18 protein-coding genes are annotated in these 21,926 nt (G+C 52.8%); 13 read left to right on the plus strand and 5 right to left on the minus strand.

Annotation, left to right across the window (positions count from 1 at the left end):
* The first annotated feature begins 118 nt into the window (after nt 1-118).
* The 5 genes from anmK to pdxY all read left to right on the plus strand — a co-directional run bounded on the left by anmK (nt 119) and on the right by pdxY (nt 5,229).
* Nucleotides 119-1,231, plus strand: coding sequence for an anhydro-N-acetylmuramic acid kinase (anmK, locus tag ACN28R_RS06650; protein WP_095833977.1), 1,113 nt, complete (start codon nt 119-121; stop codon nt 1,229-1,231).
* Between the two features lie 116 nt (nt 1,232-1,347).
* The gene (locus tag ACN28R_RS06655) at nt 1,348-1,659 is read left to right on the plus strand and encodes an MliC family protein (RefSeq protein ID WP_095833978.1); all 312 of its coding nucleotides are present in this window, start codon (nt 1,348-1,350) and stop codon (nt 1,657-1,659) included.
* 211 nt (nt 1,660-1,870) lie between these two features.
* On the plus strand, nt 1,871-2,527 hold the full coding sequence (gene pdxH / locus ACN28R_RS06660) for a pyridoxamine 5'-phosphate oxidase (RefSeq protein ID WP_048638698.1): 657 nt from the start codon (nt 1,871-1,873) through the stop codon (nt 2,525-2,527).
* A 389-nt stretch (nt 2,528-2,916) separates the two neighbouring features.
* Nucleotides 2,917-4,194 (plus strand): tyrosine--tRNA ligase, encoded by a 1,278-nt coding sequence (gene tyrS / locus ACN28R_RS06665; RefSeq protein ID WP_048638699.1) that lies wholly within the window; start codon nt 2,917-2,919, stop codon nt 4,192-4,194.
* A gap of 177 nt (nt 4,195-4,371) precedes the next feature.
* Nucleotides 4,372-5,229 carry a pyridoxal kinase PdxY gene (gene pdxY / locus ACN28R_RS06670; RefSeq protein WP_048638700.1) on the plus strand — a complete coding sequence of 286 codons (858 nt, stop codon included), beginning with the start codon at nt 4,372-4,374 and terminating at the stop codon, nt 5,227-5,229.
* A gap of 61 nt (nt 5,230-5,290) precedes the next feature.
* Here the strand turns inward: pdxY and gstA are convergent, their stop codons facing one another.
* Nucleotides 5,291-5,899, minus strand: coding sequence for a glutathione transferase GstA (gstA, locus tag ACN28R_RS06675; RefSeq protein ID WP_048638701.1), 609 nt, complete (start codon nt 5,897-5,899; stop codon nt 5,291-5,293).
* Between the two features lie 389 nt (nt 5,900-6,288).
* On the opposite strand from gstA, the gene acnA reads away from it, so the two are divergent.
* Together acnA and ACN28R_RS06685 are read left to right on the plus strand one after the other, a co-directional pair.
* On the plus strand, nt 6,289-8,964 hold the full coding sequence (acnA, locus tag ACN28R_RS06680) for an aconitate hydratase AcnA (RefSeq protein ID WP_095833979.1): 2,676 nt from the start codon (nt 6,289-6,291) through the stop codon (nt 8,962-8,964).
* 340 nt (nt 8,965-9,304) lie between these two features.
* Nucleotides 9,305-10,945 (plus strand): ABC transporter substrate-binding protein, encoded by a 1,641-nt coding sequence (locus tag ACN28R_RS06685; protein WP_095833980.1) that lies wholly within the window; start codon nt 9,305-9,307, stop codon nt 10,943-10,945.
* Nucleotides 10,946-10,989: 44 nt separating this feature from the next.
* Here the strand turns inward: ACN28R_RS06685 and ribA are convergent, their stop codons facing one another.
* On the minus strand, nt 10,990-11,583 hold the full coding sequence (gene ribA / locus ACN28R_RS06690) for a GTP cyclohydrolase II (protein ID WP_095833981.1): 594 nt from the start codon (nt 11,581-11,583) through the stop codon (nt 10,990-10,992).
* A gap of 431 nt (nt 11,584-12,014) precedes the next feature.
* Between ribA and pgpB the strand changes: the two genes are divergently transcribed.
* The 5 genes from pgpB (at nt 12,015) to yciH (ending at nt 15,797) form a co-directional block, all read left to right on the plus strand.
* Nucleotides 12,015-12,776, plus strand: coding sequence for a phosphatidylglycerophosphatase B (gene pgpB, locus ACN28R_RS06695; protein WP_095833982.1), 762 nt, complete (start codon nt 12,015-12,017; stop codon nt 12,774-12,776).
* 269 nt (nt 12,777-13,045) lie between these two features.
* Nucleotides 13,046-13,351, plus strand: coding sequence for a LapA family protein (locus tag ACN28R_RS06700; protein WP_048638706.1), 306 nt, complete (start codon nt 13,046-13,048; stop codon nt 13,349-13,351).
* A gap of 12 nt (nt 13,352-13,363) precedes the next feature.
* The gene (gene lapB, locus ACN28R_RS06705) at nt 13,364-14,533 is read left to right on the plus strand and encodes a lipopolysaccharide assembly protein LapB (RefSeq protein WP_095833983.1); all 1,170 of its coding nucleotides are present in this window, start codon (nt 13,364-13,366) and stop codon (nt 14,531-14,533) included.
* A 194-nt stretch (nt 14,534-14,727) separates the two neighbouring features.
* Nucleotides 14,728-15,468 carry an orotidine-5'-phosphate decarboxylase gene (gene pyrF, locus ACN28R_RS06710; RefSeq protein ID WP_095833984.1) on the plus strand — a complete coding sequence of 247 codons (741 nt, stop codon included), beginning with the start codon at nt 14,728-14,730 and terminating at the stop codon, nt 15,466-15,468.
* The gene (yciH, locus tag ACN28R_RS06715) at nt 15,468-15,797 is read left to right on the plus strand and encodes a stress response translation initiation inhibitor YciH (protein WP_048638709.1); all 330 of its coding nucleotides are present in this window, start codon (nt 15,468-15,470) and stop codon (nt 15,795-15,797) included. The genes pyrF and yciH overlap by 1 nt, the downstream gene beginning before the upstream one ends.
* An 81-nt stretch (nt 15,798-15,878) precedes the next feature.
* On the opposite strand, the gene osmB is transcribed toward yciH, so the two are convergent.
* Nucleotides 15,879-16,091, minus strand: coding sequence for an osmotically-inducible lipoprotein OsmB (osmB, locus tag ACN28R_RS06720; RefSeq protein WP_048638710.1), 213 nt, complete (start codon nt 16,089-16,091; stop codon nt 15,879-15,881).
* A 333-nt stretch (nt 16,092-16,424) separates the two neighbouring features.
* Here osmB and araD point away from each other — a divergent pair, with 333 nt between their 5' ends.
* Nucleotides 16,425-17,120 carry an L-ribulose-5-phosphate 4-epimerase gene (gene araD, locus ACN28R_RS06725; RefSeq protein ID WP_048638711.1) on the plus strand — a complete coding sequence of 232 codons (696 nt, stop codon included), beginning with the start codon at nt 16,425-16,427 and terminating at the stop codon, nt 17,118-17,120.
* A 74-nt stretch (nt 17,121-17,194) separates the two neighbouring features.
* On the opposite strand, the gene ACN28R_RS06730 is transcribed toward araD, so the two are convergent.
* Nucleotides 17,195-19,264: a carbon starvation CstA family protein gene (locus ACN28R_RS06730; protein ID WP_048638712.1), complete on the minus strand. Its 2,070-nt coding sequence runs from the start codon at nt 19,262-19,264 to the stop codon at nt 17,195-17,197.
* Between the two features lie 249 nt (nt 19,265-19,513).
* On the minus strand, nt 19,514-21,448 hold the full coding sequence (locus ACN28R_RS06735) for an exoribonuclease II (RefSeq protein WP_095833985.1): 1,935 nt from the start codon (nt 21,446-21,448) through the stop codon (nt 19,514-19,516).
* Nucleotides 21,449-21,926 lie beyond the last annotated feature (478 nt).

Consider the following 21,926-nt stretch of genomic DNA (forward strand, 5'->3'; position numbering starts at 1 on the left):
CAACCAGGATAACAAAACATAAAAAATATAATAATTCAGTGTTTTAAAATGCTATTTTTGTCTTAGTCATATTTTCAATTGTTAGCTTTCTTGAGCCCTTGGCGGCAAAGGTCATGAAATGAGATCAGGCAGATACATTGGCGTAATGTCAGGCACCAGCCTCGACGGTATTGATGTGGTGATGGCTGCCATTGATGAAAACACCGTTGCGCAGCAAGCCAGCTATAGCCACCCGATACCGCAGGAAATTAAACAGGCTGTTCTGGGAATGTGTCAGGGACAGCGCGTTACACTCTCCGCACTCGGTCACTTAGATACTCAGCTCGGAATACTCTTCGCTGAAGCGGTTCTGGCATTGCTTAAAGAAACACGACTGAAGGCGCACGATATTACGGCTATCGGTTGTCACGGGCAGACCGTCTGGCATGAACCGAATGGCGAAGCTTCCTGTACGCTGCAGATTGGCGATAATAACCGCGTAGCGGCGATGACCGGTATCACCACCGTGGGCGATTTTCGCCGTCGCGATTTGGCCTATGGCGGACAGGGCGCGCCTTTGGTTCCGGCATTTCATCATGCGCTATTGCTGCATCCGGTTGAGCGGCGCATTGTGCTCAATATCGGCGGGATCGCCAATTTGTCGCTGTTGGTTCCAGGGGCCGCCGTGCGCGGCTATGACACCGGGCCGGGCAACATGCTATTAGATTCCTGGATCTGGCGTCATCGTGCGCAACCCTATGATAAAGATGCCGAATGGGCGATGTCGGGGCAGGTTAATCCGCTGCTGTTACATCGTATGATGACCGATCCTTACTTCGCCCTCAGCGCGCCGAAAAGCACCGGCCGTGAATATTTTAACTTAGGTTGGCTGGAAAAAATGCTGGTTGATTCGCCGTCGATACCGCCCGAGGACGTTCAGGCTACGTTGGTTGAACTAACGGCCCGCAGTATTGCTGAACAGGTACTGTTAAGCGGCGGCTGCGAACGCTTGCTGGTTTGCGGCGGCGGTGCGCGAAACCCACTTATCATGGCGCGGCTTTCTGCGTTGCTACCTGGTATTGAAGTCAGTACGACGGATGAATTCGGCATCAGCGGTGATGACATGGAAGCCTTGGCGTTTGCCTGGCTGGCATCGCGTACCTTATCCGGCCTTGCGGGAAATTTGCCGTCTGTAACCGGGGCGAGCCAGGAAACCGTGTTGGGCGCGATTTATCCCGTCATCTTGAACTAATCGGATTTTGCTTAGGTTTCATTAACCAGGCCGTTGTTAAACTGATATCGGTGAAAGATTTGATGCTATTTGACCATAGCGCTTTCGCTGATATCAGAACAACAGGAGAAGAAATAATGAAACCACTGCTGACAGGGGCGGTACTGATTTTATTAAGCGGATGCAGCTATTTGGGGCACCAGCAATCGGTTAAAACCCTCGCTTACCAGTGCGGCACGATGCCGTTGACGGTAACGATACGGCAGGGGAGCGAGTCATCATCGCAGGCCGATTTCCTGCTTGATGGGGATCGCCATGCATTGCCGCAGGTTGCCTCCGCCTCCGGGGTAAAATACAGCGACGGAACCTACACCTTCTGGAGTAAAGGAAGCCATGCCTTTATCCAGCGCGGGGAACGGGTGATTGTGGATGACTGCGCTCTGCGCTAGCGGCGCTTTAACGCGAGAGCCGTGGGTATGGCGTTTTCGGCCGGATGTTTTTAACGAATTGACGTTGATCTGACAATAAGTTGTGCGGGCGGTTGCTGATTGAGATTTTCCGGGGAGGGGCGCAGAATAATGAAATCTCATCCTTTTCCGGCTTGTTATTGCCACAGCAGGACATCATGACACTATGACACAGGAAAGCTCTCCCTCTAGTATGACACCTCCTTTTCAGGAAACCGATATTGCCGATCTGCGCCGTGAGTATACGCGTGGAGGGCTGCGCCGCAGCGATCTCACCGATAACCCGCTGGATCTGTTTGAGCGTTGGCTAAGACAAGCCTGTGACGCGAAACTGGCCGATCCGACCGCCATGTCGGTCGCCACGGTTGATGAGCAGGGCCAACCCTATCAGCGTATTGTGTTGTTAAAGCATTACGACGAAAAAGGGATGGTGTTTTACACCAATATGGGCAGCCGTAAGGCGCATCATCTGGCTAATAATCCCAAAGTCAGTTTGCTGTTTCCCTGGCACATGCTGGATCGGCAGGTCATGGTGTTGGGGCGGGCCGAGAAACTGCCAGCGCTGGATGTTCTGAAATATTTTCACAGCCGCCCCAAAGACAGCCAGATTGGCGCCTGGGTGTCCAGGCAGTCCAGCCGTATCTCGACTCGCGGTATTCTGGAAAGCAAATTTCTGGAGCTAAAGCAGAAATTTCAAAGCGGCGAAGTCCCGTTGCCGAGTTTCTGGGGCGGGTTTCGCGTCACGATTGACTCCATGGAGTTCTGGCAAGGGGGAGAACACCGCCTGCATGACCGATTCTTCTATCAACGGCAGGGCGATAGCTGGCAAGTTGATCGTTTAGCCCCTTAATCCTGAAATATCCTCGTTAAACTCTGGCGCTCCCGCTGTGAGCGCTTTATCCTATGTCATTTCGCGCCATCTGCGTTTTGTTGCCGGGGCATGCGATTAACCTGATGTTTTAGTCCTTATTTTTAAGCGTACTCAATGTTATCAACGTTGCAGACAATCACGCTGCAGCTGAAAAAATGACGGGTATATACCTATTTATACCCAATAGATTTCGAGTTGCAGGAAGGCGGCAACCGAGTGAATCCTCAGTCGCTTACTCAAGTAAGTGACTGGGGTGAATGAGGGCAGCCAACGCACCTGCGACTTGAAAGATGAAGGGTATAAGATGCAACTGCAAGTAAGCTTGCCTTGCATATAACACGATATTTTGCATACAAATGGAGTTATCGATGGCGAGTAGTAACCTGATTAAACAACTGCAAGAGCGGGGCTTGATTGCCCAGGTGACGGATGAGGAAGCGTTGGCAGAGCGACTGGCGCAAGGGCCAATTGCGCTGTATTGCGGTTTCGATCCCACCGCTGACAGCTTGCATTTGGGGCATCTGGTTCCGCTGCTTTGCCTGAAGCGTTTCCAACTTGCCGGGCATAAACCCGTGGCGCTGGTAGGTGGCGCCACCGGTCTGATTGGCGACCCAAGTTTCAAAGCAACGGAACGTAAACTGAACACCGCCGAAACGGTCAATGAGTGGGTTGAAAAGATCCGTCATCAGGTTTCGCCGTTCCTGGATTTTGATTGTGGTGAAAACAGCGCGATCGCCGCCAATAACTATGATTGGTTCGGTGATATGAATGTGCTGACCTTCCTGCGCGACATCGGTAAGCATTTCTCAGTTAATCAGATGATTAATAAAGAAGCGGTCAAGCAGCGTCTGAATCGTGACGATGTGGGGATTTCCTTTACCGAATTTTCTTACAACCTGTTACAGGGTTATGACTTTACCTGTTTGAATAAACAGCATAATGTCGAACTGCAAATCGGTGGTTCCGATCAGTGGGGCAACATTACGTCAGGTATCGACTTAACTCGCCGCATGAACCAGAAACAGGTTTATGGCATGACGGTGCCGCTGATCACCAAAGCGGATGGAACTAAATTCGGTAAGACCGAAGGCGGCGCAATCTGGCTGGATGCCAGCAAAACCAGTCCCTACAAATTTTATCAGTTCTGGATTAATACGGCGGATGCCGACGTTTACCGCTTCCTGAAATTCTTCACCTTCATGAGTCTGGAAGAGATCGACGCGCTGGAAGAAGAAGATAAAAACAGCGGTAAAGCGCCGCGTGCTCAGTATGTGTTGGCGGAAGAAGTGACGCGCATGGTTCACGGCGACGCAGGGCTGGCCGCCGCTCGTCGTATTACGCAGAGTCTGTTCTCCGGCTCATTGCAGGATATGACGCAAGACGATTTTGCCCAACTGGCTCAAGATGGTATGCCGATCGTTGAACTGGAGCAAAACGCCGATTTACAGCAGGCGTTGGTCAGCGCCGAACTGGTGCCGTCACGCGGTCAGGCCCGTACGATGATTTCCTCCAATGCGGTGGCGGTCAACGGTGAAAAACAGGCCGATCCTGAATACTCTTTCAGGGAATCCGATCGTCTATTCGGCCGTTACACGCTGCTGCGTCGGGGTAAAAAGCACTACTGCCTGATTTGCTGGAAGGCATAATTACAGGTAACCAGGGGGTGTTAGCCCCCTGAGGTTGATGACCCCCTCCTGACTGACTAAACGGTTATCGCTGAGCCGGCTCGCATGGATCATCAATCTCGAAAACAACCGTTCCCTTTATTCCGGTAGTCCGTTATTGAGGCGCAAACGCGCTGGCAAGGATTTGAGTCATATCTAATGAAAAATATACTTTCTATTCAGTCACACGTTGTTTTCGGACACGCGGGAAACAGTGCGGCGGAGTTTCCCATGCGGCGGATGGGCGCAAACGTTTGGCCGCTTAATACGGTTCAATTTTCCAACCATACGCAGTATGGCCACTGGACGGGATGCGTGATGCCGGCCAGTCATTTGACCGAGATCGTGCAGGGCATAGCGGATATCGGTAGATTGAAAGATTGTCATGCGGTACTGAGCGGTTATATCGGTTCGCCTGAGCAGGGCGAACACATTTTAGGCATTGTTCGGCAGGTTAAAGCCGTGAATCCGCAAGCGCTGTATTTCTGTGATCCGGTTATGGGCTCGCCGGAAAAAGGCTGCATCGTAGCGCCGGGCGTGGCGGAGTTCCATTGCCGCCAGGCGTTGCAGGCGGCGGATGTGATCGCGCCCAATCTGCCAGAGCTGGAACAGCTCAGTGGTCATGCGGTGCATAATGTGGCGGAAGCCGTGGAGACGGCGCGGGCCCTGTGCGCACAAGGACCGAAAATCGTGCTGGTCAAACACCTCAGCCGGGCGGCTTATCGTGACGACAGCTTTGAAATGCTGCTGGTGACGCCGACGGATGCCTGGCACATTAGCCGGCCTCTGATTGACTTTGAGCGTCAGCCCGTTGGCGTCGGCGATTTGACCAGCGGACTATTGCTGGTGAATTTACTGAAAGGCGTGGCGCTGGATAAAGCGCTGGAACATACCACGGCCGCCGTTTATGAAGTGATGCTGATGACGAAGGAAATGGGCGAGTACGAATTGCAACTGGTTGCCGCCCAGGACGGTATTGCTAATCCGCGTCATCATTTCCAGGCAGTACGGCTGTAATTGGTAAATAGATGCGGTATCAGACAGAGAGCGCGGGGGGCATGTACCGCGCTCTTTTCTTTTAACCTTTCAACCTTTCAACCTTGAGCGCCGTGACCACCGAAGGTCTTTCTGCAATATGCTCAAGGTAGGCGGCCAGCGCCGGATAACGGAACATATCCAACTTCAATGACTGCGCCCATCGCATCACGGTGAACAGGTAGGCATCAGCGATACTGAAACGGTTGGCTACCAGATAGTTCTGTTCGCTCAGCACTAAATTTATATAGCGGAATTTTACCTGTAAGTACTCAATAATCAGTTCTTTATAGGTTTCTGGCGTGCTGCGGCGAAATATCGGAGAAAAGCTTTTATGTAGTTCAGCCGCGATGTAGTTCAGCCATTCAATGGTGTGATAGCGGGCCATACTGCCTATTGGCGCAATAAGATTACAGTGCGGAACCTTGTCCGCCACATACAGCGCAATGGCGACGCCTTCGGTAAGAACGGTTCCGTCGTCGAGTAACAGCGCCGGAACAAGCCCTTTGGGGTTGATTGACAAGTAATCTGTACCGCGTTCAGTCTTCTTGGATTTTAGATCCACCTTTTCGAGTTTGAAGTCTAACTTGGACTCCAGTAAGACAATATGAGTAAAAAGGGAACTGCTTTCGGGCTTGTAAAACAGTTTCATGTATAACCCCTTGATATTATTATTTTATCCACCAAAAGATGGGCTATCGTTTATTAAATAAACGGATGTTTACTTTTACTACAGACTGCGATACCAGGCTGTGAAGCGTTCAGCAAAACGCCTGTTGTATAAAAAACGCTAAAAAGTTAACGGTTAGCCTTATCGTTATCGGCCAAAACGTTTGCTAACTTTACTTAATTTATCACTATCCAAAATTTCTCATCTCCTGCCTTATCAATAGTTGTCAGCTATTGCTGCATTCATCACGAATGTTGCGAAAACGTTATCTTTTGTTTGTGTTATCTTTAAATAAGACCTCATCTTCATGCTGGGTATTGAAGGGCCGGCCGACAAAAATAATGATTAATCGAATGACTTTGGGAGGAAGCATGTCACCACATTTTCTTCGCGATACGTGTCTGGATACGCTTAAAGTACGGCAACAAACCTATCACTATTACAGTTTGCCCCTGGCGGCTCGGCAGCTTGGAGAGATTGATCGCCTGCCCAAGTCGTTAAAAGTCTTGCTGGAAAACCTGCTGCGCTATTTGGATGGCGACACCGTGCAGCAAGACGATCTTCAGGCGGTGGTGTCCTGGTTGAAAACCGGGCATGTCGATCGCGAGATCGCCTATCGCCCGGCGCGCGTACTGATGCAGGACTTTACCGGCGTGCCCGCCGTGGTCGATCTTGCCGCGATGCGTGCGGCGGTAGGGCGCCTTGGCGGGGACGTGAATAAAGTGAATCCGCTGTCGCCGGTCGATCTGGTTATCGACCACTCGGTTACGGTCGACCACTTTGGCGATGGGCAGGCGCTAGAGGACAACACCCAGTTGGAAATGGAACGCAATTATGAGCGATACCAGTTTCTGCGCTGGGGGCAAAACGCGTTCAGCCATTTTCGGGTGGTGCCGCCGGGAACCGGTATTTGCCATCAGGTTAACCTTGAATATCTGGCGAAAGCGGTGTGGTTTGAGAAACAGGGAGATAGGTTGTTGGCCTATCCCGATACGCTGGTCGGGACGGACTCGCATACCACCATGATCAATGGGCTTGGGGTATTGGGATGGGGCGTCGGGGGCATTGAAGCCGAGGCCGCCATGCTGGGCCAGCCGATCTCCATGCTCATTCCGGACGTGGTTGGGGTTAAGTTGGTCGGGAAAATGCGTGAAGGGATCACCGCAACCGACCTGGTTCTCACCGTGACCCAGATGTTGCGTAAACATGGGGTAGTCGGGAAATTCGTTGAATTCTACGGCGACGGTCTGGACAACTTACCGCTGGCGGACCGGGCGACCATCGCCAATATGGCGCCGGAATACGGCGCGACCTGCGGATTTTTTCCGATCGACACCATCACGCTGGAATATATGCGCTTGACCAATCGCAGCGATGAGCAGATCGCGCTGGTGGAGGCCTATAGCAAACAGCAGGGGTTATGGCGCAATAGCGGCGATGAACCGGTATTCACCAGCCAACTGATGCTGGATCTGGATAGCGTCGAAACCAGTTTGGCCGGCCCCAAGCGTCCGCAGGACCGGGTGCCGCTGGCGAACGTGCCTCAGGCATTTGCAGCGAGCCGGGAACTGGATATCAATACGGTGAAAGATCGGGCGGAGTATGAGGAGTTTACGCTGGATGGAGAAACGCATCGTTTATATCAGGGCGCCGTGGTTATTGCGGCAATCACCTCCTGTACCAATACCTCGAACCCCAGCGTACTGATGGCGGCCGGGTTGCTGGCGAAAAATGCGGTAAAACGCGGGTTGCAGAAAAAACCTTGGGTTAAAACATCGCTGGCGCCGGGATCGCGCGTGGTAACGGATTATTACGCCAAGGCAGGGTTAACGCCGTATCTTGATGAACTGGGCTTTAACCTGGTGGGGTATGGCTGCACGACGTGTATCGGTAATTCGGGGCCGTTGCCTGCATCGATCGAAGCGGCGATTAAAGCCGGTGATTTGACGGTCGGCGCGGTGTTGTCCGGCAACCGTAACTTTGAAGGACGTATTCATCCGCTGGTGAAAACCAACTGGCTGGCTTCTCCGCCGCTGGTGGTGGCGTATGCGCTGGCGGGTAACATGAATATCGACCTTACCCGTGAACCGCTGGGGGAGGACAGGCAGGGGAATCCCGTCTATCTGCGCGACCTCTGGCCTTCCGCGCAGGAAGTGGCCAATGCCGTATTGAATGTCAGCGCGGATATGTTTCATAAACAGTATGCCGCCGTATTTGAAGGAACGCAGGAATGGAAAGATATTGAGGTCGATAGCAATCCCACCTATCAGTGGCCGGCGGATTCCACCTATATTCGCCAGACGCCGTTTTTCCTCGATATGAAAAAAGATCCCGAAGCGGTGCAGGATATTCATGGCGCCCGTATTTTGGCGATGCTGGGCGACTCGGTCACCACCGATCATATCTCACCCGCGGGTAACATCAAACGCGACAGCCCAGCAGGGCGTTACCTGCTGGAGCGTGGCGTGGAAACCAATGAATTCAACTCTTATGGGTCACGCCGGGGCAATCATGAAGTGATGATGCGCGGTACGTTCGCCAACATCCGTATCCGTAATGAGATGGTGCCCGGCAAAGAAGGGGGATATACCCGGCATCTTCCGTCGCAAAATGAGATGACCATCTATGACGCGGCGATGCGCTATCAGGATGAACATATCCCGCTGGCATTAGTGGCGGGAAAAGAGTACGGCTCTGGCTCCAGCCGCGACTGGGCGGCGAAAGGTCCGCGTTTACTCGGAGTACGCGTGGTGATCGCCGAGTCATTTGAACGTATTCACCGTTCCAACCTGATCGGTATGGGGATCCTGCCGCTGGAATTTCCGCAGGGCGTAACACGTAAAACGCTGGGGTTGACGGGTGAAGAACAGATATCGATTACCGGGTTAAGTCAGCTAACGCCTGGCGCCATGGTCGAGGTAACCATTACCGATAATAAGGGCAAAAGCCGGGTGATTAACACCCACTGCCGTATCGATACCCACAATGAGTTAACCTATTACCAGAATGACGGCATTCTGCATTATGTGATCCGCAACATGCTTTAAGACCGCCGCCGCGATATCTGGACTTTCGGTATCGCGGCGTTCGCTTAATCACTCAGCAAACCGTCTGCGCACTATTTCTCGCCCGACGCAATCATCGATCTATTCCCGCTGGGAACGGACCGATTTAGCATTGAGTCACATCTCATCATCGAGCGATTAAATTTCACACTGTGGATGACCACGTTCACAGTTCCACGATTTACGCCGGGATAAGGTAATTAAGTCCATAAAATAATTATCCGCTATTTATTCCGCTGCTGGTTAACAGCTTGCCAGCTATGGCGCTAGCGCGGTATTACATCATACGGATGTTGATCAGCATGAAACATAAGGAATCTATATGAATTTCGCGTTAAACGTCATCAGCAAGAAAGCGCTCTGTACTCTGCTATTCCCGCTTTGTTCCGCCATGGGGGCGCTTGCCGTTTATGCGGCGGAGGTTCCAGCCGGCGTTCAACTGGCGGCGAAGCAGGAACTGGTGCGTGGCAACGGTTCCGAACCGGCCTCGCTCGATCCGCATAAAGTCGAAAGCGATGTGGAATCCCATCTTATTAATGACTTTTTTGATAATCTGATTCACATACGGGACGACGGCGTCATTCAGCCCAGATTGGCCGAGCGTTGGGACAATGACGGTAACCGGGTTTGGACATTCCATTTGCGTCCGGGGTTGAAATGGTCTGATGGATCGCCGTTGACGGCTGATGACGTCGTCTATAGTTGGCAACGTCTTAGCGATCCCAAGACGCTATCGCCTTACGGTAGTTATATCGCCAGCATGTACGTAGAAAATGCGGCGGATATTATGGCCGGGAAGAAATCGCCGCAGGAATTAGGAATAAAAGCGCTTGATAGTCAAACGGTTCAGGTCACGCTGGAGCATCCGGTGCCTTATTTTCTGGCAATGGCCGATTACCATGTCCTGGTCCCGCTGCCGAAAGCCGTCATTGAGAAATATGGGGACAGTTGGACTCAGGTAAAAAATTTCGTCAGCAGCGGACCGTATGTAATGAGCGAATGGGTGGTTAACGAGCGGTTGGTCGGCAAACGCAATCCGCAATATTGGGATAACGCTCATACGGTGATTGAAAAAGTCACTTATTTACCCATTGCCTCACAGGCCGCGGAGCTTAGCCGCTATAAGTCGGGTGAAATCGACGTAACGAATATACTTTCTCCGATACAGTTCAAGCAATTGCAGAAAGATTATCCCGATGAAGTGAAAATCTCGCCGCTGCTCGGCACCTATCTTTATCAGTTCAATACCCGGAAAGCGCCTTTCAACGATCCTCGCGTGCGCCGGGCGCTGGACCTGAGTCTTGATAAAGCCATTATTGCCGATAATGTGTTGGGCATGGGACAAATTTCCGCTTATAACCTGCCGCCGGACGGCACCGGCGGGTTTAAAACGCTTATGCCTGAATGGGTAGGGTGGACGCAGCAACAGCGAAATGAAGAAGCGAAAAAACTGCTGAAGGAAGCGGGATTTGATGAAAAACATCCGTTGAAATTCAGCCTGCTTTATAACACTTCCGAGTCACACCAGCGCATTGCGATCGCCGCCAGTTCCATGTGGAAGAAAAATCTGGGTGTTGAGGCGAAATTAGTGAACCAGGAGTGGAAAACCATGCTGGATACCATGCGGCTTGGCGATTATGAAGTCGTTCGCTATGCCTGGATTGCCGACTACAATGAGCCAAGCACCTTTCTGAATATCATGCGGTCGCAGGACAGCAATAACAATTCGAAATTCAGCAATGCGGAATATGACGCCTTGCTGCAAAAAGCGTTAACCGTCAGCGACAAAGCGGAAAAAGAGAAGGTATACCAGCAGGCGGAAGCGATTCTTCAGCAGCAGATGCCGGGCTCGCCAATCTATCATTACGTGCAGCCGCAGATGGTGAAACCTTACATCGGCGGTTTTCATGCGAATAACCGGGGGCAGTATTATACGCAGGATATGTACGTTATCGCTCACTAATTAAGCCGTCTGGTCAGGCCGGTGTCTGACCAGACGGATGAGCGCTACTTCATATTCAGCAGATGACCCAGCTTGGCTTCTTTGGTTTCCAGATAACGTTCATTTTTCGGGTTGCGGCCAACGATCAATGGCACCCGTTCAACGATATTGATACCCGCTTCATTGAGGATTTTTACTTTTTGCGGATTATTGGTCAGCAGCCGGATCGCATCAACGCCCAGCAATTTGAACATGTCCGCGCACAGCGTGAAATCACGTTCATCGGCGGCGAAACCTAATTGATGGTTCGCTTCAACGGTATCCGCGCCCAAATCCTGCAAGGCATACGCGCGAATTTTATTCAGCAAGCCGATATTCCGGCCTTCCTGCCGGTGATACAGCAGTATGCCGCGTCCCTCTTCGGCAATATGCCGTAGCGCGGCTTCAAGCTGAAACCCACAGTCACAACGCAGGCTAAATAAGGCATCACCCGTCAGACATTCAGAGTGCACACGTGCCAGAACAGGCGTTGGGCCGGAAATATCACCATATACCAATGCGAGATGATCATGTCCTGTGGCTAATTCTTCAAATCCTACCATCAGGAAATCGCCCCAGAGGGTGGGTAATTTGGCTTCTGCCACCCGTTTTAGCTGCATGTTATTCTCCAAAAAACAAAAATGCTGACGCGCATCCTACTGCCGGAAGCGGGCATTGACCAGCAAAAAACATTGCCATGCCAATAGATTTTAAAGTGCAGCCAAGCGGCAACGAAATGGCGCTCCAGATGCGCTGTAAATCGAGTGATGGGAGTGACAAATCTGTCCGCTGCCTGCCGCAGCCCAAAGAGGCGCCGGGTAACTTAAGAAAGCCAACATCGCGGTAATCTGGAAGATGAACGGCATAAAAAAGTTAGGGTATCGCACTCACCGACCGTGTCTAAGCGGCTCAGAAATATCGATACGATCGGTCACTCATTGACTGAACCGAGAGCTATTTTACGCCATACTGACCGTTCTTGTCGTTTTTTTTGATATAATTGTGACAATATTGTTGCGAGCATCACACTGAATTATAGGAAGAAAAAAAGATGTATGACATCGCCAAGCGAACCACTATTGGTGCGGTAATTTTACTGATAATGCCATTGATTATTTGGGCGAGCGGATGGCAATGGCAACCGGGCTATCATGGTTTATGGCTGCGAGCGTTGTTCTGGATGACTGAAACGGTAACATCGCCATGGGGGACTTTAACCAGCATTATCTTGGGCGCCTGGTTTCTGTGGTGCTTGCGTTTTCGGGTAAAACCGGCGATTGGCGTGCTGGTCATCATGCTTATTACGGTAATGATTGGTCAGGGCGTGAAGTCGGCGATTAAATCGTGGGTTCAGGAATCCCGGCCGTTTGTTGTCTGGCTGGAAAAAAGTCACCAGATTGACGATAGCTATTTTTATTCTCTGCCGCGTAAAGAACGCGCCGAACTGGTAAAAAACCAATTGCATGACCAGGAGAGCATCCCTCGCTGGCTGCGCCATCACTGGCAGGCTGAAACGGGATTCGCTTTCCCGTCCGGACACACTATGTTCGCCGCTACCTGGGCGCTGCTGGGGGTGGGCTTGTTGTGGGCGCGCCGGCATTACAAAACGGTCGTGATATTAATGCTGTGGGCGTCATCGGTGATGGGCAGCCGGCTGGTGTTGGGAATGCACTGGCCGCGCGATCTGATTGCGGCGACGTTGATCAGTTGGTTGCTGGTGCTGATTGCCTGCTGGCTGGCTCAGCGATGGTGCGGCCCGTTCTCTTTGCAACGTGAAGAGATCGACCAACAGGCCGCAGAAGATAATGCGTAGCGATCCTGGCCGTTGACCCTGTCTTAATATTGTTATCCCTATCGCTGACATGCGACTATTCTTTTATTCAGCCTTGAATAACCAATGCGACTGGCGGCGCTGATATCCCGCCGCCTGAGCTTTGCATTCCGAAGACCGTAGGGGGAGATCACGCGCGGGTCGGCCCGGCGTTGTTTCCCGGTTAGCGGAGAAGGTGGTAATTTAATGGGGTTTATCGCCAAAATTTGGCATAATTCATTTGGTTAATGGGATATCACAGGAAATAGAATGTGAAATACTTGCTGATTTTTTTACTCGTGCTGGCGATATTCATCATTTCTGTCACACTGGGCGCGCACAACGATCAGACGATTACGTTTAATTATCTGTTGGCGCAAGGGGATTATCGCATATCGACACTGCTCGCCACGCTATTCGCGGTAGGCTTTATCCTTGGTTGGGTAATTTGCGGTTTGTTTTATCTGCGTCAGCGCATTGCGTTAGGCCGTGCTCAACGTAAAATCAAGCGCCTGGAACAACAACTTTCCGCTTCAAGTGAGGAAAGCGTGACGCCAGTTCAGACTGCCACCCACTAAGGAATTTTTTCTATGCTAGAACTGCTGTTTCTGTTGCTGCCTGTGGCCGCCGCGTATGGGTGGTACATGGGGCGCAGAAGTGCGCAGCAGGACAAAGAGCAAGAATCCAACCGTCTGTCGCGTGAGTATGTCACCGGGGTGAACTTCCTGCTATCCAATCAGCAGGATAAAGCGGTCGAGTTGTTTCTCGACATGCTCAAGGATGACAGCAACACATTTGAAGCGCACCTCACGCTTGGCAATCTGTTCCGTTCGCGCGGCGAAGTCGATCGCGCTATCCGCATTCATCAGGCATTGACCGAAAGTACATCGCTTACGTTTGAGCAGCGTTTGCTGGCCGTGCAGCAGCTTGGCCGGGACTACCTGGCGGCGGGGCTGTATGACCGGGCGGAGGACGTTCTTAAACAGTTGGTGGATGAAGAGGATTTTCGGCGTGGCGCGCTGCAGCAGCTGTTACAAATTCATCAGGCGACCAGTGACTGGCTAAACGCGATTGATGTGGCGGAAACGTTGGTCAAAATGGGCGAGGATCAACTCAGGGCGGACATCGCCCATTTTTACTGCGAGCAGGCGTTGCTGGCCATGAGCAGCGATGACATGGACAAGGCATTGACGCTGTTGAAGAAGGGCGCCGCCGCGGATAAACAGTGTGCCCGCGTATCAATCATGATGGGGCGCATCTACATGGCGCAACAGCAGTATGCCCGCGCGGTGGATTCCCTGCAGCAGGTGCTTGATCAGGACAAGGAGTTGGTCAGTGAGACGCTGTCGATGCTGCATGAGTGCTATCAGCATTTGCAGCAACCTCAGGCCTGGGCTGAATTTCTGACACGCTGCGTGGAAGAGAATTCAGGCTCGACGGCAGAACTGATGCTGGCTGATATCATTGAGCAGGAACACGGTACCGAAGCGACCGAGGCGTATCTCAATCGCCAGCTCCAGCGGCACCCGACGATGCGCGTATTTCATCGGTTAATTGATTACCATCTGAATGAAGCGGAAGATGGCCGGGCAAAAGAGAGCCTGCAGGTTCTGCGTGACATGGTCGGCGAGCAAATCCGAACCAAACCGCGCTATAGCTGCCGTAAATGCGGTTTCACTTCCCAATCGTTATATTGGCACTGTCCTTCCTGCCGCAGTTGGGCCAGCATCAAACCTATTCGTGGATTAGACGGTCAATAGCGGAAATATCCAGTGGTACCGCGTACGCATTGCCGAATGCGCGCTTTAGTTACAACATACTATAAGCTGAGCCCATTTACCGTTCCAGCGGTTGCGGTTAATACTATTCGTCTATCAGGCGGCTGGGATTTCAGCGGCGGGACGGGTAGAATGCGGCGGGAATTTTAGGCGCGAGTTAAATCAAGGGGTGACAAGTGAAACACGAAAATCTAAAAGAAAACGGCATGGCGACATCATCCCCAATCATTGTGGCGCTGGACTATGCCGATCGGCAGTCCGCGTTGTCGTTTGTCGACCGAATTTCCCCTGAGGATTGCCGGTTAAAAGTGGGCAAAGAGATGTTCACGCTGTTTGGCCCGCAGTTTGTGAAAACACTTCAGCAGCGGGGTTTTGACGTATTCCTCGATTTGAAATTTCATGACATTCCGAATACTACCGCTCATGCCGTTGCCGCCGCCGCCGACCTGGGCGTCTGGATGGTTAACGTGCATGCCAGCGGCGGTACGCGCATGATGATGGCGGCGAAAGACGCATTGCTGCCATTTGGCAACGACGCGCCGTTGTTGATTGCCGTTACGGTGCTAACCAGCCTGGAGGCGGAGGACTTGCGCGATCTGGGCATCACGGCCAGCCCGGCGGAACAGGCGGAAAGACTGGCGTTGTTGACATATAACTGCGGACTGGATGGCGTGGTCTGTTCCGCGCATGAAGCCGAACGCCTGAAACAGGTATGCGCTGCAGACTTCAAATTGGTTACGCCGGGGATTCGTCCCGCCGGTAGCGATATTGGCGATCAGCGTCGCATCATGACGCCGGTTCAGGCCCAGCTTGCCGGCGTGGATTATATGGTGATCGGCCGTCCGATTACCCAATCCGCCGATCCGGCGCAAACGCTGCGTGATATCCGTGCATCGCTGGCCGCGGAGGGTGAATAATGAGCCGTAATGACGATAGCCGTTTAGTCTATTCAACGGAAACCGGACGAATCAAGCCGGAAGATGAGAAGGTGGTTCGTCCGCGTGGCGATGGCATCGTCCGTATTCAGCGTCAGACCAGCGGGCGCAAAGGCAAAGGCGTTTGCGTTATCAGCGGCGTCGATCTTGATGATGCCGCACTGGATAAACTGGCGGCAGAGTTAAAGAAAAAGTGCGGCTGCGGCGGCTCGGTAAAAGACGGCGTAATCGAAATTCAGGGCGATAAGCGTGACTTGCTGAAACAACTGCTGGAAGCGAAAGGGATGAAGGTTAAGCTGGCCGGCGGGTGATTTGCACTGATTGAATGACGATCGGTTTTAGCGCTTAGAAATGACAGCAGGCGCGGAATTCGCCTGCTGTCAGAAAATTTGTTAATCGACCTGACGGCCAATAAGACCACCAATAGCCGCGCCCCCCAGCGTTCCCAACGTCCCGCCGTCTGTGAGCACCGCACCGCCTACTGCGCCGGCGCCGGCGCCAATGGCGGTATTGCGATCGCGTTTGGACATATTTGAACACCCAGTTAACGCGACGGTCAGCGCAATGGCTAAAACCGCTGTAGCAAACCGTTTGTCTACTTTCATATGATTCCCCTTGTTACTCTGATTCCACATTCTTCAGATGAAGAAAATATCGCATTACGACTTTTTCTCGGTATTAAATAAACAAGCCGAGCCTTTCATTCTCTGCCCGCCAGTATAATCATCGGGAAAAAGCGCAACAGGTAAAAAATCTTAATTCCCTCGCGTTACGATAACGATAGCAACAATTGGTAAAAACGGTTGTTTTTTAGACATGGAAATAAAAATAAATAATGGGCGACAGCAGAACACTGCCGGATCTTTAGCGATTTAGCCCATAGCGATGACGGCCTGCGGCCGGGAGAATGGTTTCATTCCATTCAATGGGGGCAGGTCATGTTAGATGAACTCAAAATAAAAGTATTGAAGGCCAATCTGGCGCTGCCGCAACATCAGTTGGTGACATTTACCTGGGGCAATGTCAGCGCGGTGGACAGGGCGCGGGGGCTGATGGTGATAAAACCGTCCGGGGTGGAGTATGACGTTATGACGGTTGATGACATGGTTGTCGTTGAGTTGGAGAGCGGCAAGGTGGTTGAAGGAACGAAAAAACCCTCTTCGGATACCGATACTCACCGCGTGCTGTATCTGGAATTCCCCAATATTGGCGGCATTGTTCATACCCATTCCCGACATGCCACCATCTGGGCGCAGTCTGGCAAAGATATTCCCGCCTGGGGAACCACGCATGCCGATTATTTCTATGGCGCGATCCCCTGTACCCGTTTGATGACGGACGAAGAGATTAACGGACGTTACGAATGGGAAACGGGGAAAGTTATTGTTGAAACCTTCCATTCCCGGCATCTTTCGCCATCGGATATTCCGTCGGTGTTAGTGAATTCACACGGCCCCTTTGCCTGGGGCAAAGATGCGGATAATGCCGTGCACAATGCCGTGGTGCTGGAGGAGATTGCCTATATGGGGATCTTCTCGCGCCAGATAACCCCTGAACTTAACGCTATGCAGCAAACCTTGCTGGATAAACACTATTTGCGCAAGCATGGCAAAAACGCGTACTACGGGCAGTAAAATCCCTCCTTGGCGGAGGGATTGGCTGCAAATTACGCTTTTACGCTTATCACGTTAGGCAAGCGCGAGTCGGATCACTTGGCCGCTTGACCTTCTTCACGTAAAACCACCGCTGTTTCATGTGTCGTTGGTATTTCGCTATTCAGCGCGCGACGAATGACGAACAGCGCGGATATCAGCATCGTGACGGCAACCAGCATGAAAAATCCGCACAGCGCGGCGTTAATCTGGTTGCTGAATACGATGGTCTCCATATCCTGAATGGTTTTGGCGGGGGCGATCAGCGTGCCTTGTTCGATACCGGCGGAGAAACGTTTGGCCTGGGCCAGGAAGCCGATACTGGCTTGCTCATGGAATATTTTCTGCCAGCCGGCGGTCATGGACGTGATAAACAGCCAGACCGTGGGTACGATGGTAACCCACGCATAGCGCTGCTTCTTCATTTTGAACAGCACGACGGTGCCGAGAATTAACGCCATCGATGCCAGCATCTGGTTACCGATACCGAACAGCGGCCACAATGTGTTGATCCCGCCCAGCGGATCGATCACCCCTTGGTAAACGAAGAACCCCCAACCCGCGACGGCAACCGTGGTTCCGGCCAAATTACCCAGCCACGAATGACTGTTCGCCAGCCTTGGGATCACCACGCCCACCAGATCCTGCACCATAAAGCGGCAGGCGCGGGTACCGGCATCCACCGCGGTGAGAATGAACAGGGCTTCGAAGAGAATGGCGAAGTGATACCAGAACGCCATCATGGCCCGGCTATTAAAAATTTCGGTAATGATAAAGGCCATGCCCACGGCGAAGGTGGGGGCGCCGCCTGCGCGCGACAGCACCGAGGCTTCGCCTACGTCGCTGGCAATGCCGGCAAGCGCTTCCGGCGTAATGACGAATCCCCAACTATTAATAACCTGAGACGCGTTTTCCACCGTGGTGCCGATCAATGCCGCCGGCGAGTTCATGGCGAAATAGACGCCGGGTTCAATTACCGAGGCGCAGATTAACGCCATAATGGCCACAAAAGATTCCATCAGCATTGCGCCGTAACCGATGAAGCGGATGTGGCTCTCACGCTCAACCAGCTTCGGCGTCGTTCCGCTGGAAACTAATGCATGGAAACCAGAAATTGCGCCACAGGCGATAGTAATAAACAGGAAGGGAAACAGGCTGCCGGAGAATACCGGGCCGCTGCCGTCGATAAAGCGGGAAACGGCGGGCATTTTCATTTCCGGCATGGCGAAGACGATGCCAACCGCCAACCCGACAATAACGCCGATTTTCAGGAAGGTGGAGAGATAATCACGCGGCGCCAGCAACAGCCAGACCGGCAGTACCGAGGCGATGAAGCCGTAAATGACCAGCGCCCAGGTCAACGAGGTTCCTTTTAATGTAAAGAACGGCCCCCAGTACGGATGCGCGGCAATGTTGCCGCCATAAACAATCGCCAACATCATCAGCACAAAACCGATAATGGATACCTCCGCGATTTTCCCAGGGCGTAGGAAACGCATATACACGCCCATAAATAGCGCAATCGGGATGGTTGCGGCGATGGTGAACAATCCCCACGGGCTGTCTGCCAGCGCTTTTACCACCACCAGCGCCAGCGCCGACAGGATGATGATCATCACGCCCAGAGCGCCAAGCATGGTGATGACGCCGGCAAAGGCGCCCAGCTCCTGTTTCGCCATCTCTCCCAACGAGCGCCCGTCGCGGCGAGTGGAAATAAATAACACCAGGAAGTCCTGCACCGCGCCGGCAAGCATGACGCCCACCAGGATCCAGATCGTTCCGGGCAGAAAGCCCATCTGGGCGGCGAGGATGGGGCCAACCAGCGGTCCGGCTCCCGCAATCGCCGCAAAATGGTGGCCGAACAGTACCCATTTATTGGTTGGGACATAGTCCAATCCGTCATTATGGCGTTCCGCCGGTGTTAAGCGACGGTCATCAAGTTCGAAAACTTTCTTGGCAATAAACAGGCTATAGAAACGATAAGCAATGCTGTAACACGCTACGGATGCGACAACCAACCATACGGCATTCACATGTTCACCGCGACTCAAAGCCAGCATAGCGAACGCGACGGCGCCTGCCAGGCCGACCAACAGCCAGATCACGATGCTCTTGACGTTATTCATAACAACGACTCCTTCGTTATTCAGGAAGATGTGTAGCACGACTGTTAATGCAATTTAACCATAGTGGGTTTGATGCCGAAGAGAAGGGCGTGAATGAGAAACTGTGAGCGACTATGAATTTATGTAAGGAAATTTAAATGTTAAAGCGAGGCGGGGGACGCAAGATGAACGATGACGTCGTGGGAATTCGCCGTTAATGGCGGAACTGAAATAGACGCCGCCTCATGGCGAGGCGGCATCGGAAGAGAACTACGCGGCAGGTTTGGCGATGACGCTACGAGTTTCGAGGCGAACTTCGGTAATGACGACATCAAGGGTATCGCCCTGACGGTAAACTTCTTCGCCTTTTACCGACACCGTACCGGTATCCTGACTGCAGACTAATTCATCACGCACCGCGTGGATAAAGGATGAAGGAATAAAGGCCACCGCGCCGTTATCCAGCAGGCGCACGCGCAGTCCGCCACGGGTAATATCCATGATCTCCGCCGGGAAACGCGTACCGGTTCCTGCCTTATCTTTAAGGAAACGGGCGTATAGCCAGTCGCCGACATCCCGTTCCGCCATCCGGTTAAGACGACGGCGCTCCGCCAGCAGCACGGTCACGTCATCCTGAGGCTTCTCTGCCGGTTGTCCGGCGATCGCGGCCTTCAGCAAGCGATGGTTGATCATATCGCCGTATTTACGAATCGGCGACGTCCAGGTGGCGTAGGCTTCCAGGCCCAGACCAAAATGCGGCCCCGGCGCAGTGCTGACTTCGGCGAATGATTGGAAGCGGCGTATCCGGTTATCCAGGAACTGAGTGGGTTGGGCATCTAATTCCCGGCGCAGGGAACAGAAACCGTCAAGCGTCAATAACGCCTGAGGATCGGCCTTGATACCGAACGAATCCAATACCGCGACCGCCTGTTCGACGGATGCCGGGTCAAAGCCGTTGTGAACGTTGTAGATACCAAAGCCCAGTTTGTCGCGCAGCACAATGGCGGCGCAGACGTTAGCGGCGATCATCGCCTCTTCGACGATGCGGTTGGCGATGCGTCTGGGTTCAACGACGATATCCAGCACTTCGCCTTTTTCTCCCAGCAGGAAGCGATAGTCCGGACGGTCTTTGAAGACCAGCGCATGGATGGTGCGCCATTCACTGCGGGCCAGACAGACGCGATGCAGCAGACGGAGTTGTTCGGCAATCGCTTCGCTTGGCGGCTGCCATTCACCTTGCTGCTCCAGCCAGTCGGATACGTCGTCATAGGCCAGTTTGGCTTTGGATTCGATCCAGGCGGCAAAGAACTGAATATCATCACCCAGCGCACCGTCGGCGGCGATAGTGACGCGGCAGGCAAGCACCGGGCGGCGTTCATCGGGCCGCAATGAGCAGATATCGTCCGATAACTGGCGCGGCAGCATCGGGATATTGAAGCCGGGCAGATAGTTGGTGAAAGCGCGCTGGCGGGCAATATTGTCCAGTTCGCTACCGGCCTCAACGTAAGCGGTGGGATCGGCAATAGCGATAGTTAACTGCAGCGAACCATCGCCGTTGTCCTGCACATAGAGTGCATCATCCATGTCTTCGGTGCTGGCACTGTCTATGGTAACGAAGTTCAGGGCGGTCAGATCTTCACGCACCAGCGAACCATCGTTACGTTCAGTAGCGTCGCCCTCGGGCGCCGCACGTTCCAGATTGTGACGTGACAGTGTCACCCACCACGGCGCCAGCGGATCGTCGCCAGTGGTGATGTATTGCGTTAATTCGGCATGAAAGCCGCGATCGCCTTTGAGCGGATGACGACGCATTTCAGCCACCGCCCAGTCGCCATCCTGAAACGTATGGCCGATGTCGCGGGCGGGACGGCAGGAGATCGCGTCTTTTAATAACGGATGGTCGGGAACAATGGATAAACGATCGTCTTTTTTCTGAACGCGGCCAACAAAACGGCTCAGGAATGGCTCAATCAGCGTTTCCGGCTCGGCGATTTCGCGATCTTTTTCTGTGTGCAGCGCGGCAGTGATGCGGTCGCCGTGCATCACTTTTTTCATATGCGGCGGCGGGATGAAATAGCTTTTTTGTGCGTCAGCTTCAAGAAAGCCAAACCCTTTATCAGTGCCTTTGACGACACCTTCAACCCGTGGCGTCTGAGAGTGAAGTTGCTGTTTTAGCTGTGCAAGCAGCGGATTATCTTGAAACATAGCGTCCAGAAATACGGTTATAAGTAGCTCGATTAGCGGCTGACAGTTTTACGCGAATCGGGTGTCGGCGGCAAGCGTTGATAGCAGGATAATTGACTGAGACGAAATAAGGCTGCGGGCATGCGTGATGCCGATCGCTTAAGAAAGCAAAGATGCGAGACGGCCGGGGTATTCGTCGGCCAGTTGATAACCCGCCAATCAACTTTCCCTCCTCAGAAAATCCAACTCGCAGGACTGTGTAACCGGGCAGCGGGACATGCCTCAATTATCATATAACCAGAAGGGAATTGCAGGCTAATGAAATGAAAAGTAATGCTTTTAAGTCGAATTAAAGATCGGCGGTGCTATGGGAGGGGATAACGTCGGCAGTTGATTGTTCGCTCGTTATATGTGGTTGTCCGCCAGGCGCGAACAGAGTGATAGCGCCCGTAGGGCAGTGGCTTGGTCAAGGGCCGTCCCCGGCGCAGACAGCGCGGGA

Source organism: Brenneria goodwinii (assembly GCF_002291445.1).
Classification (GTDB): domain Bacteria; phylum Pseudomonadota; class Gammaproteobacteria; order Enterobacterales; family Enterobacteriaceae; genus Brenneria; species Brenneria goodwinii.